At 60.7% G+C, this 18,716-nt stretch carries 14 protein-coding genes; 7 read left to right on the top strand and 7 right to left on the bottom strand.

Annotation, left to right across the window (positions count from 1 at the left end; all coding sequences use genetic code 11):
* Nucleotides 1-96: 96 nt before the first annotated feature.
* Nucleotides 97-1,110, top strand: a complete 1,014-nt coding sequence (dgcN, locus tag GR183_RS02095; protein ID WP_160773921.1) for an N-acetyltransferase DgcN — start codon at nt 97-99, stop codon at nt 1,108-1,110.
* Entirely contained in the window at nt 1,107-2,090 is a 984-nt protein-coding gene (dgcA, locus tag GR183_RS02090; RefSeq protein WP_160773920.1) for an N-acetyl-D-Glu racemase DgcA, read from the top strand. The genes dgcN and dgcA overlap by 4 nt, the downstream gene beginning before the upstream one ends.
* A gap of 11 nt (nt 2,091-2,101) precedes the next feature.
* Here dgcA and GR183_RS02085 read toward each other — a convergent pair whose 3' ends face one another.
* Nucleotides 2,102-3,253: an MFS transporter gene (locus tag GR183_RS02085; RefSeq protein WP_160773919.1), complete on the bottom strand. Its 1,152-nt coding sequence runs from the start codon at nt 3,251-3,253 to the stop codon at nt 2,102-2,104.
* A gap of 130 nt (nt 3,254-3,383) precedes the next feature.
* Here GR183_RS02085 and GR183_RS02080 point away from each other — a divergent pair, with 130 nt between their 5' ends.
* Nucleotides 3,384-4,562, top strand: coding sequence for a protein phosphatase CheZ (locus GR183_RS02080; protein WP_160773918.1), 1,179 nt, complete (start codon nt 3,384-3,386; stop codon nt 4,560-4,562).
* Nucleotides 4,563-4,567: 5 nt separating this feature from the next.
* Here the strand turns inward: GR183_RS02080 and GR183_RS02075 are convergent, their stop codons facing one another.
* The 3 genes from GR183_RS02075 to GR183_RS02065 form a co-directional block, all read right to left on the bottom strand.
* Entirely contained in the window at nt 4,568-5,557 is a 990-nt protein-coding gene (locus tag GR183_RS02075) for a threonine ammonia-lyase (RefSeq protein WP_160773917.1), read from the bottom strand.
* Between the two features lie 80 nt (nt 5,558-5,637).
* Nucleotides 5,638-6,672 (bottom strand): glycosyltransferase family 4 protein, encoded by a 1,035-nt coding sequence (locus GR183_RS02070; protein WP_160773916.1) that lies wholly within the window; start codon nt 6,670-6,672, stop codon nt 5,638-5,640.
* A complete protein-coding gene (locus GR183_RS02065) occupies nt 6,669-7,472 on the bottom strand; it encodes a UDP-2,3-diacylglucosamine diphosphatase (protein ID WP_160773915.1) in 804 nt (267 codons plus the stop codon). The genes GR183_RS02070 and GR183_RS02065 overlap by 4 nt, the downstream gene beginning before the upstream one ends.
* 334 nt (nt 7,473-7,806) lie before the next feature.
* Here GR183_RS02065 and GR183_RS02060 point away from each other — a divergent pair, with 334 nt between their 5' ends.
* The gene (locus GR183_RS02060) at nt 7,807-8,586 is read left to right on the top strand and encodes an SDR family oxidoreductase (RefSeq protein WP_160773914.1); all 780 of its coding nucleotides are present in this window, start codon (nt 7,807-7,809) and stop codon (nt 8,584-8,586) included.
* A 642-nt stretch (nt 8,587-9,228) separates the two neighbouring features.
* On the opposite strand, the gene GR183_RS02055 is transcribed toward GR183_RS02060, so the two are convergent.
* Nucleotides 9,229-10,557, bottom strand: coding sequence for an OmpP1/FadL family transporter (locus GR183_RS02055; protein ID WP_160774188.1), 1,329 nt, complete (start codon nt 10,555-10,557; stop codon nt 9,229-9,231).
* Nucleotides 10,558-11,021: 464 nt separating this feature from the next.
* On the opposite strand from GR183_RS02055, the gene GR183_RS02050 reads away from it, so the two are divergent.
* On the top strand, nt 11,022-11,867 hold the full coding sequence (locus GR183_RS02050; RefSeq protein ID WP_160773913.1) for a fumarylacetoacetate hydrolase family protein: 846 nt from the start codon (nt 11,022-11,024) through the stop codon (nt 11,865-11,867).
* A gap of 10 nt (nt 11,868-11,877) precedes the next feature.
* On the opposite strand, the gene GR183_RS02045 is transcribed toward GR183_RS02050, so the two are convergent.
* Entirely contained in the window at nt 11,878-15,054 is a 3,177-nt protein-coding gene (locus GR183_RS02045) for an efflux RND transporter permease subunit (protein ID WP_160773912.1), read from the bottom strand.
* On the bottom strand, nt 15,051-16,241 hold the full coding sequence (locus GR183_RS02040; protein ID WP_160773911.1) for an efflux RND transporter periplasmic adaptor subunit: 1,191 nt from the start codon (nt 16,239-16,241) through the stop codon (nt 15,051-15,053). The genes GR183_RS02045 and GR183_RS02040 overlap by 4 nt, the downstream gene beginning before the upstream one ends.
* A 262-nt stretch (nt 16,242-16,503) precedes the next feature.
* Between GR183_RS02040 and GR183_RS02035 the strand changes: the two genes are divergently transcribed.
* Nucleotides 16,504-17,205, top strand: a complete 702-nt coding sequence (locus GR183_RS02035; RefSeq protein WP_160773910.1) for a TetR/AcrR family transcriptional regulator — start codon at nt 16,504-16,506, stop codon at nt 17,203-17,205.
* A gap of 143 nt (nt 17,206-17,348) precedes the next feature.
* Nucleotides 17,349-18,359 (top strand): DUF2971 domain-containing protein, encoded by a 1,011-nt coding sequence (locus GR183_RS02030; RefSeq protein WP_160773909.1) that lies wholly within the window; start codon nt 17,349-17,351, stop codon nt 18,357-18,359.
* Nucleotides 18,360-18,716 lie beyond the last annotated feature (357 nt).

The following is an 18,716-nucleotide window of genomic DNA, read 5'->3' as shown; positions in this document are numbered from 1 at the left end:
ATACCTGACCCGCATCGATACCGTCTACACGACGGCGTGCTTTGGCTATCGTATCCTGACACTCAATTACATGACGTTGCGGCAAGGAGACAGCCCATGGAAATCCATCATCCCTATCTGCTGTTTCTGGGAGACGTGCCTGACGCGCTTGCCGCGAAAACGGGACTCGGCATTGTCGACTGGCGCAAGGAATGGTGTGTCGGCCAGTATCGTCTCTACGGGTGCAACGCGGATGCGAACCTCCCTGACATGGCGCCCGGCGAAGCCGCGGCGAATGGCGCCAAAACCATGATCGTAGGCGCGGTAAACGCCGGTGGCGTGCTGCCGGATCACTGGGTGGAGTCCATCGTCGCGGCACTCGAAGCCGGTATGGATGTGGCAAGCGGGCTGCACATGCGCCTGTCGGACGTGCCGGCAATCCGCGATACCGCGGCACGCACGGGGCGAAAGCTTTTCGATGTACGCCATTCGGCCGAGAGATTTTCCACCGGCAAGGGGACCAAGCGGTCGGGAAAGCGCCTTCTGACCGTTGGCACGGACTGTTCCGTCGGCAAGAAATATGCCGCGCTCGCCCTTGAAAAAGGTATGCGGGATCAAGGGTTCGATGCCGATTTCCGCGCAACGGGCCAAACGGGCGTCTTCATTTCCGGACGCGGCGTCGCGCTGGATGCGGTGGTGGCCGATTTCATTTCCGGCGCCGCGGAATGGATTTCGCCGGACGCGGATGAAGCTCACTGGGATGTGGTCGAGGGTCAAGGTTCGCTCTATCACCCGTCTTTCGCGGGTGTTACCCTTGGGCTCCTGCATGGCTCGCAGCCGGACGCTTTCGTCGTCTGTCACGAGCCCACGCGCAAGACGATGCGAGGCGTTCAGACGCCACTGCCGTCGATTCAGGACGTGATCGACCTAACCGTGCGCTGCGGCCGGCTGACGAACCCGGCGATCCGGTGCGTCGGTATCGCCGTCAATACCGCGGCACTGGGCGAGGATGAGGCAAGAAAGCTTCTCGAAACGATCTCCGTCGATCACGACCTTCCAGCCACCGATCCCGTTCGCTTCGGCGTGGAAGCGATCGTAGAGCGGATCGGCAAGGAGTTTGGAAACCCATGACGATCGAATTGACCGTCGTCGCCGAAAGCTGGCCGATAGAAGGCGGCTTCACGATTTCGCGCGGCAGCCGCACGCATGCGGATGTCGTCGTCGTTACCCTTCGCGAGGGAACGCGCATCGGTCACGGCGAATGCGTGCCTTACGCCCGTTATGGTGAAACGGTAAGCGGGGTCATCGCCGATATCGAGACCATGGCGAAGGAATTCGCCCACGGTCTCGACCGTGCGGGCCTGCAAATGGCAATGCCGGCGGGTGCTGCGCGAAACGCACTCGACTGCGCGCTCTGGGATATTGAAGCCAAACGGGCGGGCAAAAGCGTTTCCGCGCTGCTTGGACGAGCGGAACCTTCACCACTTGTCACGGCCTTCACGATCAGCGTCGGCACGCCTGAGAAAATGGCGAGCGATGCCGAAAAGGCGAAAGCCCGCCCATTGTTGAAGGTGAAGCTTGCCGGCGAGGGCGACCCGGAGCGCATTGCCGCGGTAAGATCAGCCGCTCCGCAAGCTCGGCTGATCGTTGATGCCAACGAGGCGTGGACGGCGCAAACATTCGAGAAAAACCTCGCGGCTTGCGCATCCGCCGGAGTGGAACTGATTGAGCAGCCGCTGCCTGCGGGCGATGACTTTCTTCTGTCCCGCGTAGAGCGGATCGTCCCGATTTGCGCCGATGAAAGCGCCCATACTTCGGCGGAACTCGGCGAATTGAAAGAACGCTACGATGCCGTAAACGTCAAGCTCGACAAGACCGGCGGGCTGACGGAGGCGCTCGTCATGGTGGATGAGGCAAAGGCGCGAAGCTTCAAGGTCATGGTCGGCTGCATGCTTGGCACCTCGCTTGCCATGGCGCCGGGCGTGATCGCGGCGCAAGGCGCGGATTTCGTCGATCTCGACGCTCCTCTCCTGCTTTCAAGCGACCGAACGCCGGGGCTTTCCTTCGAGGGCAGCACCCTCATGCCGCCGTTACGCGAACTTTGGGGCTGATTGATTGCGCCTCAGTTTGCCGATTGCAGCCTGCCAAGCGGCCGGTTGAGGGCCGCGATCAGCAGGAATGCGGCAACCGACATGGCCGCCATGAGTTGAAACGCGGCAGCGGGATCGGAGCCGAATAGCGGGCCCGCCGCCGCGGTTGCCAGCGCCGACATGCCACCGACCGCAGTCGACAACAGCCCCTGCCCCGTACCGGACCGCCGGCTCGAAACCGCCTTTGCGATCAGCCCCACCGCACCCAGATGCGTTGCCCCGAAGGTGAGGCCATGCAACCCCTGAAGCACCACGATAAGCGCGAAATCCGTCACGAAGGGAAACAGGAGCCACCTGAGAACCGCCGCCGCGGAACCGATCAGCAGAAAGCCGACCGGCGAAATCCGGCTTTGCAGGCGGCTTGCGAAGTAAAACAACAGGATTTCCGTGACGACGCCCAACATCCAGAGCGCGCCGACCGCCGTTTCCGCGATGCCGTTTTGCGTCCAGTAGAGAGAACCGAAACCGTAATAGGCGGCATGGCTTGCCTGCACGAGACCGGCGGCGGCAAGGAAGAGAAGAAAGACCGGGCTTTTGAGAACGGAAGTGTCGCTTCCGCCTGAGTTATCCCCGCCAGTCTCCTCGCCTTCACAGGCAGGCATCGTGACGGCAAGGGCGAAAACCACAACCAGGCCGCCGACGATACCCCCGATAAGCCAGCTGGCGCTAAAATACTGGAGCAGAACTCCGCCGGCGAGGTTTGCGACCACGAAGGCGATCGACCCCCAAAGCCGCATCCGCCCGTAATCGCCCCGGCGTTTGCGGACGAGATTCACCGCCATTGCGTCACTCAAAGGCAAGATCGGCGACCAGAAAGCTGCAATGAGCGCAAGCAGGAAGAATGTCGCCCAGAAACCCAGCGGTTTCACAAGAACGAGGAACAAAATGGCCGACACGACCGCGAAAATGACGATTGAGCCTTTCGTCGCCTGCAATCTGTCGGCGAGATTCGTCATGAGCGGATTCGCGACGAGGCGCACGGCGATGGGTACCGCGAGAAGCGTGCCGATTTCCGCCGGGCCGTGGCCATTCGCCGACAGAAGAAGTGGAAAAAACGGCAGAAACAAGCCAATTCCGAAGAAGTAAGCAGCGAAGAAACCGCCCGTTCGCGTCGCGTCTTTCATGAAGGCCGTTTTCCCGAATTGCGCCGCATATCTAAACCGATTCTAAGGATTTGATGATTAACCATTATCGGCAGGACCTGCCGACGCGGGGCCGAGCCGCCCGACCGATTCACGATCCGAGATTACGACCATGGCAGCGAACGGACCATCCAGCCCGCTCTCCGATGCCGAATTCGAGGCACTGCGCGATGCTCTTTCAAGCTCGTCTCGCGGACGGTGGTTCCTGGACGAGTTCCTGAGGCGCAGCCAGAAGCCCGAAACGCAGATGGTGCTGGATGCGATCGCCCGTCTCGAAACGGTCATGATCCGCGACCGCCATACGCCCAGCATCGACCGGATCCGCATCGACATCGCCGACATGCAGGAAGCGATCGAACGCACCAAGCGCGAGATCGGCAACATCAAGCATGAATCGGAATACGGCAACAGGTTCCAGGAAGCTTCCGACGAGTTGGACGCGATCGTCAGGCAGACGGAAGGGGCAACGCAGGAAATTCTCGCCGCCGCCGAAGCGATCCAGGAAATCGCCTGGCAGATGAAGGAAGACGGCGGCGACCACGGTGCCTGCGACGAAATCGACGGCCGGGCGACCGAGATTTTCATGGCCTGCTCCTTCCAGGACCTGACCGGGCAGCGCACCCAGAAGATTGTCCAGGTTCTTCAATATCTTGAGGCCCGGATCAATATGATGATCAAGATCTGGGGCATGGAAGGCGCCAAGGCCGAAGACCCCGATATAAAGATGGACACCCGGCCGGACGCGCATCTTCTGAACGGCCCGCAGCTTGAGGGCCGGGGCACGGACCAGGACACGATCGACGCGCTCCTGAACAGCGAGTGCGAAGAAGCCGAAGGCGTCGAGGAGAATTCCAAAGGCGCCCGAAAAGGTTCAAATGGCGGCGAATTCGACGCCATAAGTTCCAGCGACGGCGAAATCGACCCGTGGGAACTGGCACAGGAAAGCGACGCAACGTCAGACGAGGACGACCTCAAGGCGGACGTTTTCGCCACCGTCACCGAGACCGGCGAGAACGCGCTGAAGGCGGCCAGCGACCCTGCGGCTGCGTTCGACTTCGATGCCGCGCTCGACGATTCCGACGACGGGGAAGCGGATGTTTTCGCCCGCCCCGCGACTTCCGCGGAGGCAGGCAAGCCGGAAAAGGCAGAGGCTGAAGCGGAGGAAAGCGAAGCGGCCGCCGACAGCGATTGGGAGGCGGAACTGGAGCGCATTTCCGCCGCGATGACCGACGAGACGGAAGACGAACTCGCCCGCCTTTCACCCGGCGAGCGGCAGTCGCTTTTCAGTTAGAAAATTCAAGCACTTTCCAAGGCGCGCATCATCATCGCCGGCTCGATATTGCCACCGGACAGGATGATCGCGACGCATTTTCCCGCAATGTCGAGCTTGCCCGATAAAAGTGCCGCTAGCGCAACAGCCCCGCCGGGTTCCACCACCAGCTTCAGTTCCCTGAAGGCGAAGGCGACGGCCCTCAGCGCTTCCTCGTCGGTCACGACAAGGCCGCGTTTTGCGCGGCGCGACGTGATCTCAAAACCGAGATCGCCTGGCGTTTCCGTCAGGATCGCATCGCAAATCGACCCGACGGCGGCCGGATTGGTAACGCGATGGCCCGCTTCCAGCGAACGGGCGTAGTCATCGAACCCTTCCGGCTCGACCGGAAAGACCGCGCAATCCGGCAGAAGACGCTCAAGAGCAAGGGCAATGCCCGCCGTCAGACCGCCGCCGCCGGCACAGGTGAGCATCGCCTCGGGCAAAAGGCCGAGCGCCTCGGCCTGCTCGGCGATTTCAACGCCCGCAGTGCCCTGCCCCGCGATAACGCCGGGATCGTTATAGGGATGGATGAAGGTCGCGCCGGTTTCCGCAACGATCCTGCCCGCGATCTCGTCGCGATTTTCCACCCCGCGCTCGTAGTCCACCACCTTGGCGCCCGAACGCTCGGTACGGGCCTTTTTCACAGCGGGCGCATTGGACGGCATGACGATCGTCGCCGGCATGCCGATGATCCGCGCAGCCTCGGCAACCCCTTGCGCATGGTTGCCGGACGAGCAGGCGACGACGCCCTTCGCACGGTCTTCTGGAGGGATCATCGACAAGCGGTTGAAGGCACCGCGAAACTTGAACGAACCGGTGCGTTGCAGCACCTCCGGCTTGATCAGAACGCTGCCGCCCGTCACCTCGTCGAGAATGGCGGAGCGCAGAAGCGGCGTCCTTGCCGCCTCACCCGAGATGCGCTCGCGCGCGGCAAGGATATCGTCGAATACGGGAGCGTCGAGTGGCTTGGTCATGCGAAATCTCCTGACAGTTCAAATATCAGGAGTCCGGTCAGGACGGGACAACAATATTGCGCTGGTGACAAATTCGGGCGTCATGCAGCCTTTCGCGCGTTGCGATTATCGTAGGCTGCCACGCAGTTGTCGAGAAACTGCCTCGCACTTTCCGCCCACGTGTAGCCGAGCGCGGCCTCACGGGCATGTTCGCGCGGGACATCGAGCGCGGCAAGGGCCGCCTTCTGCAAATCCTCGTTCAACACGCCGGCCCCCGTGTCCCCGATAACGTCGAGCGGCCCCATGACGGGATAGGCGGCGACAGGTACGCCGCAGGCAAGCGCTTCAAGAAGGACGTTGCCGAAGGTATCCGTCAGGCTGGGGAAGACGAAAACGTCGGCGCTGGCGTAGTGGCGGGCAAGCTCCTCGCCCACCTTCGCCCCGGTGAAATGCACGTCCGGGTGCTCGCGGCGCAGACGCTCAAGCTGCGGACCGCCGCCGACCACGACCTTGGTGCCGGGAAGCGAAAGGGACAGGAACGCCTCGATGTTCTTCTCGACCGCGACACGGCCCACATACATGAAGATCGGACCCGGCAGGCTTTCCGGCAGCACCGACCCCTCATACGGCTTGAACAGGTGATGATCCACCCCGCGCGACCAGCGCATGAGATTGGTGAAACCGCGTGCCTGCAGATCGTTTTCAAGCGACATGGTCGCGACCATGCAGCCCTGCCCGGAATTGTGAAAGCGCCTCAACCAGCCGTAGGACCAGGAAAGCGGCACCGGCAGGCGAGCCGAGACATATTCCGGAAAGCGGGTGTGGTAGCTGGTCGTGAAAATGCGCCCATCCCGCCGCGCGATACGCGCCGCCATCAGCCCGAGTGGGCCTTCCGTTGCGATGTGGAGATGATCGCAGGCAGCATCCGCGATCATGCGCCGGATGCGCGCGGGCGTGGCGAGCGAAAGGCGGATTTCCGGATACGTCGGACAGGGGAGCGTGCGAAACGCGCGCGGCGTCAGGAACTCGACCCGCACGTCCATGCCCTCAAGCTCCTCGGCGGTACGCTCCAGCGAGCGGACGACGCCGTTGATCTGCGGACGCCAGGCATCCGTCACGATGAGGATGGATGTCATGCGGCGGCCCGGGCGCTGCCGATCTTCTCCGCAACGGCCGGCAGCTTCCGGCGGTCGGCCCATCTGATCACCTCGAAGGTTCCGTCGTGGTGTTCGGCCACCGCCGTGCAGCTTTCCACCCAATCGCCGGTATTGATGTAGTGGATGCCGAAGTCCGAATGATCGGCGGCATGGTGGATGTGGCCGCAGATGACGCCGTCGACCTCGCGCCGGCGCGCTTCCGCCGACAGCGTCTCCTCGAACTTGCCGATGAAATTGACCGCGTTCTTGACCTTCAGCTTCGCCCAGGCCGACAGCGACCAATAGGTTAGCCCGAGCTTGCGGCGCACGACGTTGAGCCCCGTGTTCAGGTTCAGCGCGGTGACATAGGCCCAGTCGCCGAAGAAGGCGAGCCACCTGGCGTGACGCACGACGACATCGAACTGGTCGCCGTGGATGACCAGGAATTCGCGTCCGTCGGCGGTGGTGTGGATCGCATCCGCCACCACATTCACGCCGCCGAAATGCGTGCCCAGAAAATCACGCAGGAACTCGTCGTGATTTCCGGGCGTGTAGATAATGCGCGCGCCCTTTCGGCTCTTTCGCAAGAGCTTCTGGACCACGTCGTTATGCGCCTGCGGCCAGTACCAGGAACGCCGCAACCGCCACCCGTCCACGATATCGCCGACCAGATAGATCGTCTCCGCGTCATTGTAGCGAAGGAAGTCGAGCAGAAGATCTGCCTGCGCGCCGCGCGTTCCCAGATGAATATCCGACAGGAAAAGCGCGCGGTAGTGTTTGGGTTCCGGCGTCCCGGTCATTTGCCATCTCCGGATCTACGATTTCGTGCTTTAAACGCGATTCCGTTATCAGGAATATGACAGTCGAAACCGGGCAATTCGCCAAAGGCCAAAGTCAAACCCGCCAGCACGCCGGACAATGACTGGCGGACTGGCGCCAACGCGAATGACATCTATTTGGAAGCCGTTACGGCATTTTCCGGAATCATCGTGGCAATCGAGGACCACCCCGCAGGATGGTATTTCCGGCCTGAAAATCATGAATTCGGGCTTGCGCGCCCGCCCTTGCATGACAAGTTAGGAGCCGAACCGCGACGGGGTTTTGAGCCCCTGAAATGAAATCGAGGAGGAAAAGATGGATCTTGGGATTTCCGGGCGCAAGGCGATCGTCTGCGCATCGAGCCGGGGGCTCGGGCGCGGCTGCGCCGAAGCGCTGGCCGACGCCGGTTGCGAGCTTGTCATCAACGGACTTGACGCCGAACGGCTGGAGAAGACGGCGGAAGACATTCGTGCGCGTTACGGCGTGAAGGTGACGGCAGTGGCCGCCGACGTTTCGACACGCGAGGGACAGGACGCGCTGCTTGCCGCCTGCCCCGATCCCGACATCCTGGTCAACAACAACGGCGGGCCACCCAGAAAGGACTTCCGCGAGCTTGACCGCGAGGCGATGCTGAAGGGCGTGGTGCAGAACATGGTGACGCCCATCGAGCTGGTTCAGCGCGTGGCCGACGGCATGGCGGAGCGCGGCTTCGGGCGGATCGTCAACATCACCTCGCTTTCGGTGAAAATGCCGATCGAGGGCCTCGACCTTTCAAGCGGCGCGCGCGCCGGGCTTACCGCTTTCCTGGCGGGCGTGTGCCGGCAATATGCGGGCACGAACGTGACCATCAACAATGTGCTGCCCGGCAAGATGGATACCGACAGGCTGACCGGCGGTTTCGAGCGCGCGGCCGCGCAGACGGGACGTCCGATCGAGGATATTCGCGCCGATCAGGCGGCGGAAATTCCGGCGCGCCGCTTCGGCACGGCAGCGGAGTTCGGCCACGTCTGCGCGTTCTACTGCTCTGCGCATTCGGGCTATGTGACGGGGCAGAACATCCTCGTCGACGGCGGGCTTTATCCGGCGGCGTTCTGAGGGGAATGAACCTGCGCGCGGGGTGGATGCGTCAATTGGCGATGGGGGGGCCGTTGCACCCTCACCCGGCGCTGACACGCCGACCTCTCCCTCAAGGGAGAGGTGAGGGAGTGCGCGGCCGGCGCTCAACATTATCGAGCCGCTTCCCGTGTTGAAGCTCTGGGGACTATGGCAAGAAAGCGCAGCCTGCGTCCCCTCTCCCTCAGGGAGAGGGACAGGGTGAGGGTGTCAAATTGTGTGGCATCGCCGGCGTGGGCGATGGGGCGGGGTCGTTGCACCCTCGCCCGGCGCTGACGCGCCGACCTCTCCCTCAAGGGAGAGGTGAGGGAGTGCGCGGCCGGCGCTCAACATTATCGAGCCGCTTCCCGTGTTGAAGCTCTGGGGACTATGGCAAGAAAGCGCAGCCTGCGTCCCCTCTCCCTCAGGGAGAGGGACAGGGTGAGGGTGTCAAATTGTGTGGCATCGCCGGCGTGGGCGATGGGGCGGGGTCGTTGCACCCTCGCCCGGCGCTGACGCGCCGACCTCTCCCTCAAGGGAGAGGTGAGGGAGTGCGCGGCCGGCTTCGGCATGATCGCGGCCAACCCAAACGAAAAAAGGCCGGGGTTTCCCGGCCTTTTTGCTGTCGATCCGGCGTTTCGCCAATCAGTACTTGCGCGTCGTGTCGTAGTCGCGATCCTTCGACGGGCCGCCCCAGCGGTAACGAACCGAAGCGGAGATAATGTCAATGCTGGTTTCAACTTCGCCGTTGTACGGCAGCGGGAAAACACCGCCAAGCGTGATCAGGTCCTGATGATTGCCGGAAATATCGATATCGGCATCTTCCAGAAAAATGTGCGTATAGCCGAGATCGAATGCCAGATTCTCATTCACGTTATAGGTCAAGCCGCCAGACAACCAGAATCGGTCTGCGTCCGGCACGCGCGTGCCACGGATATCATCGTCGATCGGCGAGATTTCATAAGCAAGGCCCGCGCGCAGCGTCAGGTCTTCATTGTAGTCATACTCGCCACCGAGCGCGAAAAACCAGCCGTCATCGTAGTTGAATTCTAGAGTACGTTCCAAACCGCCGGTGTTGGAATTTATCACTTTCGGCGCCGTCAGGCGGCTCCAGTTGGTCCATTCGACCGAACCAAGTACGCGGAAGCTCTCATTTACCCGCTGCTTGAACGAAAAGGTCACTGAATCCGGCAGGATGAGCTTCGCCGTGATAGGCCTCGAGCCGCCTAGCGCTGCCGGCAGATTGAAATCTCCATCAAGCTTGTGCGAGATCGCCGAGCGGTAGCCAACACCAAGTTCCGTGCCATCGGTCGGCTTGAAGGTAACGCCTGCGGTGGCCCCAAAGCCCACATCATCACCTTCCAGTTCACCAGTAGGGAATCCAAGGGCTGCGCTCGGCACAGCGCTTTTAAGCGAAACGTCGAAATACTGAACCTGAAGGCCAACGGCGACCGAGATCTTTTCGTTGATCTTGTAACCAACAAGCGGATTGGCGTTGATCGATAGTGCGTTCGAGGAGCGGGAATAGAACTGTCCGGCCCAATTCGTATCCGGCTTCGTTCCGAGACCGAAAGGCGCATTGATCGCGAGGCCCAGGAAGATATCCTCATTCACCTTGTATGACAGATAGGTCGACGGAACCCAAGCTTCAGAGCCAATATCTCCACTGGACGTATTGCTGCTCGGAATTCCGGCGAGAGGCGCTCCAGTAAGCTGCCCATCGATTTCCGAATCCGGAATGATGAAGGTGTTGTGGGATTCGAAGGTGATGCCGTCACCCGCACCCGTGATCGTCGCCGGATTCCAGAAAATGGAGGAGATCGACGGGCCGGTGGTGCCGTTGCCCGCGAAGGACAGGCCCTGGTAATACGCGCTCTGCTCGCGAACGGCGAAAGAGCCGGCGAAAGCCTCGCCATTGACCGCTGCGAGCGCAATCGCCGCAACAGAAAGTTTCGCCCAAGTCTTCGTCGTCATCATTTGCCCTTCAATCCTCCCGCGGCGCCCGATACACGCGGGCGCTGAATTCGTTTGCCCGAACCTGCACAAGGTTCCGCCACAATGCAATTTAGGAGTTGTCATGCCGCGGGCGGCGAAATGATGGGCCAAATTGGCAAACAAATACTTTACGTAACGGAATATATATCCTGACCGGCCCTGCGATTGTCATATATCCCTTGGATAAAACGCCAAGACCTGTGGTTTGCACTGCAACAATGCTCGATTGCTTAATTTTTAGGCATTTCTATACAGGCGGGCAGACGATTTCCTTTTCCGGATCACGTTGCAGAACTGCCACAACCTTACCTTACGAAATCCACATTCACTCACGAAAAAGTATTATGGATCATGGCGCGTTCCGCAGCCTGAAGCGCCGAATCTCCGCCGTGCATCCGTGCGATAATGGCCGGTGAACGGGCAGCAACGAAGGAGGCCCGCCGATGAAGCTTGTGCGCTATGGCATGAAGGGCGCGGAGAAGCCGGGCCTGATCGACGCCGACGGCATTTTGCGCGATCTCAGCCACCACCTGAGCGATATCACGGGCGTTACGCTCGATGACCACACCCTCGGCAGGATCGCCAGGATCGACCCCGCCGACCTTTACCCGGTCGAAGACGAGGTACGCTTCGGCGCGCCGCTGGCGCGCATCGGCCACTTCATCGCCATCGGCCTCAACTATGCCGACCACGCGGAGGAATCCGGCATGCCGATCCCCGCGGAGCCGGTCGTCTTTTCCAAGGCGCCAAGCTGCGTCACGGGGCCTGACGACGATATCGCCTATCATGCAGGTATCACCAAGCTCGACTGGGAGGTGGAGCTTGCCGTCGTCATCGGCCGGCGGGCATGGCAGGTCGACGAGGCCGACGCCCTTTCCCATGTGGCGGGCTACACGATCTGCAACGACATTTCCGAGCGCGCCTGGCAGCTTGAAGGCACGGGACAGTGGATCAAGGGAAAGAGCGCGCCGGGCTTCGGCCCACTCGGCCCATGGCTTGTCACCACAGAGGAACTGGACAACCCGCAAACACTCGACCTTTGGCTCGACGTCAACGGCGAGCGCATGCAGGCGGGCAATACGGTGACGATGATCTTCCCCGTCGCCGAGATCATCTCCTATCTCTCCAGGCAAATGTCGCTGGAGCCCGGCGACGTGATCACCACCGGCACGCCGCCGGGGGTCGGCATGGGCATGTCTCCGCAAAAGTACCTGAAGCCCGGCGACACGATGAAGCTCGGCATCGAGGGCCTTGGCGAGCAGCGCCAGCGGATCGTGCCCGCCGGATAGGCCAGCCGACCTACTCCGCCGCATGGGCAAGGCGGATGGCGGGCTGCGCCTCCGGCTCCGGCTCCGGCTCCGGCTCCGGCTCCGGCTTTTGAGCCTCCTCTTGCGCTTCGGTATCGGCAACGTCTAGCCGCCTGCGGAACCAAAGCGCGTAAAGCGCGGGCATGAAGCAGAGCGTCAGCACCGTCGCGACCGTGAGGCCGCCGATCATCGACACCGCCATCGGCCCCCAGAAGGCGTTGGTCGTCAGCGGAATGAAGGCAAGCACGGCGGCAAGCGCCGTCAACACTACCGGACGGGCGCGGCGCACGGTCGATTCCACAATCGCCTCGCGCATGGTGGCGCCGGCCTTCAGGTCCTGCTCGATCTGGTCGGCAAGGATCAGCGTGTTGCGCATGACCATGCCGCCCAGCGCGATGACGCCAAGGATCGCCACGAAGCCGAAGGGAGCATCGAACAAGAGGAGCGAGGCGACCGCGCCGACAAGCCCGAGCGGGAAGGTGAGGAAGACCAGCACCATCTTCGAAATCGACTGCATCTGCAGCATTATCAGGATCATCATCACCACGAACATGACCGGGAAGACCTTGGAAAGCGCGGTGTTGGCCTTGGCGGATTCTTCCGCCGCACCGCCCGCGTCGATCCGGTAGCCGGGGGGAAGAGACGCCTCGAGCTGCTTCATCTGCGGAAGGAGTGCGGCCGTCACATCCGGCGCCTGAACGCCTTGCGCCACGTCGGAACGCACGGTCAGGACCATCTCGCGGTTGCGCCGCCAGAGAATAGGCTCCTCAGCCTCATAGGAAATGCGTGCGACCTGGGAGACGGGAATCGGCGCGCCATTCCTCACGTTCACGACAAGATCGCCGAGATTGCCGAGGTTGCCGCGCTCTTCATCAGTCGCGCGTACCACGACGCCGACGTCATGCGTATCCTCGCGCAGCGACGTGACCTCGTAGCCGGACAGGAGCGTCTGCAAGGTGCGGCCGATCTCCGCGGTGGAAAGGCCGAGCGCACGGGCACGCTCCTGATCGACCTCAAGGCGCACGGACTTCACCTTTTCGCCCCACTGCAGCTCGACATCGCGGGTATCGGGATTGGCGCGCATGATGTCGCGGACCCGGGCCGCGATCTCGCGCACCTCAGCGGTGTCGGTGCCGACGACCCGAAACTGGACCGGGAAGCCGACCGGAGGCCCAAGTTCCAGACGCCGCGCACGGCCCCTGACCGCGCCCTCGGATTCCGCGAAACGCTGCTTGAGCTCGGCCAGAAGGCGCTCCGCATGCTCGCCCCCCTTCGACTGGATCAGCAGCATCGCGAAATTCGGGTTCGGAAGCTCCGGATTATACGCAAGGAAGAAGCGCGGCGCGCCGGCGCCGACATAGGTCGTAAAATATTCAAGGTCGGGATTGTCCTTCAGCCAATCCTCAAGCTTCCTCGCCTCGCGGTCCGTCGCCTCGAAGGAGGAGCCTTCCGGCCCGCGCAACTCGACGATCACCTCCGGCCTGTCGGAATTGGGGAAGAACTGCTTTTCGACGAAGCCCATGCCATAGCCCGCGAGCGTTAAAAGGCCGACGGTGGCAAGAACCACGGGCAGACGGAAACGAACGGAGCCGCGAACGACGGCACGCAGGAAGTTGTACCCGCGCGTCTCGTAGATCGAGTGCTCGTCCGCATTGCCCGCGCGCTCCGACGCGTGGCGCTCCAGCGACTTCGGCAAAAGCTTCAGCCCGAGGTAGGGCGTGAAGATAACGGCGACGACCCAGGAAATGAGAAGCGCGACCGTGACCACCCAGAAGATGCCGCCGGCATACTCACCAGCCGAGGATTTCGCGAAGCCGACCGGCAGGAAGCCTGCCGCCGTCACCAGCGTTCCCGTCAACATCGGAAAGGCAGTGGAATTCCAGGCGTGGGTCGCGGCATGAAAGCGGGTCCAGCCCTGCTCGATCTTCACCACCATCATCTCGATGGCGATGATCGCGTCATCGACCAGAAGGCCGAGGGAAAGGATCAGCGCGCCGAGCGAGATGCGCTCAAGGTCGATCCCCATCATCATCATGACGAGGAAGGTGCCGGCCAGCGTCAGCGGCACGGAAAGCGCGACGATGATGCCCGTCCGGAAACCGAGCGAGACAAAGGAGACGAGAAGCACGATCGAAATCGCGACGACGAACTTGAAGACGAATTCGCCGATCGCCTCTTCAACCACATGCGGCTGGTCGGACACCTGGTGAAGATCGGCCCCTACCGGCAGGCGCGCGCGCAATGCCCCGGCCTTCGCGCCAAGCGCTTCGCCAAGCTCCAGAACATTGCCGCCGTCGGCCATGACGACGCCAAGCATGATCGCCCGCTCGCCGTTATAGCGCGATGCATAGGTCTGCGGATCCTGAACCCCGCGCGAGACGGTGGCGATATCGCCAAGGCGGAACGTATTGCCGCCGGCCTCGACGGGCACGGAGGCAACCTCCTCCACGCCTTCCAGATTTCCCGAGACACGCACCTGTACCCGCTCGCTCCGCGTATCGACCGCGCCTGAGGGCACGACGGCGTTCTGCCGGTTCAGCGCGTCGAAGATCGCGCTTGCGGGAATGCCGAGGGTGGCGAGCTTCTCATAGGAGATATCGACGAAGATCTTCTGGTCCTGCTCGCCGAAAAGGCTGACCTTTTCCACATTCGGCACGGACAGGAAGCCCTGACGGACGATTTCGGCAAGATCGTCAAGCTCCGTCCAGGTGGCGCCGGGAGCGGTGAGCGCGAAGATTTCGACGAAGACGTCCGAATATTCATCGTTGAAGAACGGCCCGCGCACGCCTTGCGGCAGTTCGGCGCTAATGTCGCCGACCTTCTTGCGGACCTGATACCAGAGATCCTCGACAGCGGAGGGCGGCGTGGAATCCTCAAGGATCACCTGCGTCGCGGTGAAACCGGGCCGCGAATAGGTGTTCAGGCGGTTCAGATGCGGCAGGGTCTGCAGGCGGGTCTCGATCCTGTCGGCAACCTGATCCTGCATTTCCTCCGCCGTCGCCCCAGGCCAGACGGCGGTGACGACCATCACCTTGACGGTGAAAGACGGGTCTTCATTGCGCCCGAGAGTACCGTAGGACCAGATACCCGCGGCGGCGAGAACCAGAATGAAGAAGAGGACGAGCGACTGATGCCGCAGCGCCCATGCGGAGAGGTTGAACGATTTCATCGCAAAGCCCCCACCTTCACGGCTTCGCCGGCCATGCGCTCTTCCACGCGCACAGCGAGGTTTTCGTCAAGACGATGGACGCCGAGGCTTGCGACAAGCTCCCCGGGCTTCAGGCCGCCATCGACATAGGCGACCTCCTCGTCAAGCCGGCGAACGGTAACGGGAACGGCTTCGACAGCCGCACGGTCTTCGCTCGAACGCCAGACGAAAGCCGCCTCGCCGCGATACCAGATCGCGGAAAGGGGCACGACGAAGGATTTTTCGACATCGGCCCGCGCGATGTGCACCGTCGCTGTCATGCCGAGCCTCGCCTGCCCTTCAGGGTCGTCTATCGAAAAGCGCGCGTCGAACGTGCGCGCGGCAGGGTCCGCTTCGGGCGAGAGTTCGCGCAAAGCCGCGTCGAAACGCTTGCCCGGCAACGCCCAGAGCGTGACCCAGGCCTTCGCGCCGCGAACAGCGCCAATGCGGCTTTCGGGGATGGCGATGGCCGCCTCCCGCTCACCAGTGCGGGCAAGGCGCACGATGGGCTGGCCAGCGGTGACGACTTCGCCCGGCTCAGCCGAAACACCGGTCACGACGCCATCCGCATCGGCTTTCAGGACGGCATATTCAAGCTCGTTTTCGGCCAAGGCGCGACGCTCGCGCGCGGCCGCCAGCGCCTCGCGCGCGGCGTTGGCCGTTGCCTTCGCGCGGTCGAAGACAGCCGTGCTGGCGTGGCCCTTCTCTTTGAGTTCGCGGGCACGCTCCAGATCGGCGGATGAACGTTCGGCCTCCGCTTCCGCCGCCTTTTCCTGCGCTATCGCAACACGCAGGCCGTGCCGGTAGTCCCCCTCATCGAGGCGGCCAATAACGTCGCCCTTCGCGACCTCGTCACCCACATCGACAAGCCTTTCGGCAAGCTTTCCGCCGACACGAAACGCCATCGGCGCATCGACGCGCGGGCGCACGGTACCGGTAAAGCTTTGCGTCTCCACGCCATCGGAAAGCTTGACCTGCTCGGCCCAGACGATGCGCGGAGCCAGCGGAGCGTCCGCCTGTTCGGCGGCATCCGGCTGGCAGCCGGCGGCAAGTACCGCCAGCCCCAACACGGCTGCGGTCCAGCCAATACGCCTGCGCCGGGCGTTGATGAAACCGGCGGCGGAACCTTCCTTGCAAGAGGCGAAACGGCAGTTCAGGGGCGAAGACATGACGCAGATCCAATCCGGTTCGATCCCGCGGCGGCGGCTGCAACGGGCCGAACGCCCTTCCCTGTTTGCCGTGGCGGAATTTCTTTGCCCCCATATTTGTTGGAAACTGACGATTGTCAATAATCGTCAGTGAACATATATTAGATATCATCCGAAAAGTGATGAGCGTCACATTGCGCCGGCTTTACGGTACGGCCCAAGCCCGAAACTGGCCAAACGCGGCGCGAAACGGCACAATCAGCGAAGGAATCGCTCAAGAGACATGAGTTCGATGGCAGAGGAAACGGTAAAACAGGCGCCCGGCGAAAGCGGCTATCTCAGGGACGGCACATGGTCGCCGGCCGCGGTGGAGATGCGCGAAAAGATCGTCGAGACGGCAAGCCGCCTGTTTCACGTCTACGGCTTCCAGAAGACCACCGTGGCCGATATCGCCAACGAGCTTGGCATGTCGCCGGCCAACGTCTACCGCTTCTTTTCCTCCAAGACGGCGCTGACCAAGGCCGTGACGATCCACGTGACCGAAGGTTTCCTGCGCGAGATCGAGGATATCGCCGGACGCAAGACCGTACCCGCGCCCGAGCGCCTCCGGATGATCGCCCGCGCCCATTTCGAGCGCATGCGCGAACGCTACACCTCCAACCGCAAGATCCACGACCTGATCGAAGCGGCGATGGACGAAGCCTGGGACGAGATAGAGGCGCACAAGGCCAAGATGCGCCACGCCATGGCTGAGGTGATCCGCGACGGGATCGCGGCTGGCGACTTTCCCGAGCAGGACGCGGCGACCGCCGCCATGCTGATGCAGCACAGCCTGCTCGTCTTCTTCCACCCCGTGCTGATTTCGCAGGCCTGCCGCTGCATGCCCGAAGACCGGCAGGACCTAATGTTCGACCCGATGGTCGATTTCGCCATCGCGGCGCTACGGGATGGAGGGTTCAGGTCACTGCCGCCCGATGCGACTTGAGGAGGAATAGTTGCTAATAGGAAGCATTTTAGACCAAATAACTGATATAATTACATAGTTCTGGAATGCTCGCTTTGAAGAAAGTGACTAGCGCTAGATTACCCTATCCATAAATATCCGCTCTAAGTCTTGGAACCGATAAATTGCTGAAAAAAAAGATTTTACAGAATCTGGATGGAAGTTACGTGATCGAGAATCAAAAGTATCGCAATGGATTTTTAGTAGCATTTTTTGGAACAACGGAATTAGAAGGAGAGGTAGAAACGAATATCCAACGTTTAAGATTTCGCCGAGAAAATTCCTCCCTATTTAAGGGGAAGTTGTTTCATTATACTACAATATCTGGATTTAAGGGGATAATTGATAGTGCCGGTTTTTGGGCAAGCGACAATCGGTTTATGAACGACACAGAAGAAGTGCGTCACGGTTCCGAATTGATTAGAAAAATATTGCAAAGACGGGAAAAGAACGAAAAAACCGAAGATTTTAAATATATATTGAGGCAGGTTCAAGAAAATCTCCCACACCCGAACGAAAATACAAATTTAGTGGCTTGCTTTTCTCTTGTCCGAGACAGTCTCGAGCAATGGCGAGGATATGCACCATCAGGCGGGATCTGCATCGGACTAAGCACCGAAGAAAGGGCAGATGACGTTAAGCCCTTAATAATGATGCCACAACTTTCCCTCTATAAGGTGCGCTACCGATACCACGCAAAACTCGTCCATATCCTTTCAGTTATCCGGCGCTACAGAGAGCAATATAAACTGGATCGAGAATTGGTGGATCGTTGGCCAGAATACCAAGACGAAGAATATGTTAGGTATCTTAGCCTGGAGTTGTCGAATGTATCACTCCTTTTCAAAAATGAAGCATTCACCAGTGAACAAGAGGTTCGTTATCTCATTCCACTGGACAAAGCTGACCAATTTGAAGGCGGACTACAATTCCGAGAATCCTCTGTGGGGCTTATCCCTTATGTAAATACTGGCAGTTATACCGGCGCGCTCAAACGTCTTCCGATATCTGAAGTCATCGTTGGGCCATCCCCTCATCAATCTCTAATAGCAGAAAGCGTAAAAACGTTCCTTGAGGTTAAGGGTTATTCTCAAATCGACGTAAAATTTTCCAACGTTCCATTTCGATCTTTATAAATATTACCTTTCTCACGAAATATAATTTAAATAGAAATTACAATTTGATAGTATAATATACTATACTTACTTATAGACTCTTATGTGATGCGTGAAACAATGTAGTAACAGCAGATTCTGAAAAACTTTACATGCATCACTTTCACCCAATGAATGCCCTTGGAGTTGATATCACGCACAGTGTTTCACCCGCTGCGCCGTTGTACCGGCTTGATCGAGCGGCCAATGATCACTTAACGAGGATGAGGAAAGCGGATTGCTCGGCGCTGAGAAGTGGCAGTTTCCTTGCTTCCTCCTCGGCGTCATCCCGGACAAGTGAAGCGCAAGCTGAACGCCGATCCGGGACCTAATCCACCT

It is taken from the genome of Stappia sediminis (assembly GCF_009826895.1).
Lineage (GTDB): Bacteria > Pseudomonadota > Alphaproteobacteria > Rhizobiales > Stappiaceae > Hongsoonwoonella > Hongsoonwoonella sediminis.
The sequence above is the reverse complement of the archived record's forward strand: the minus strand, read 5'-3'. Positions and strand labels throughout refer to the sequence as shown.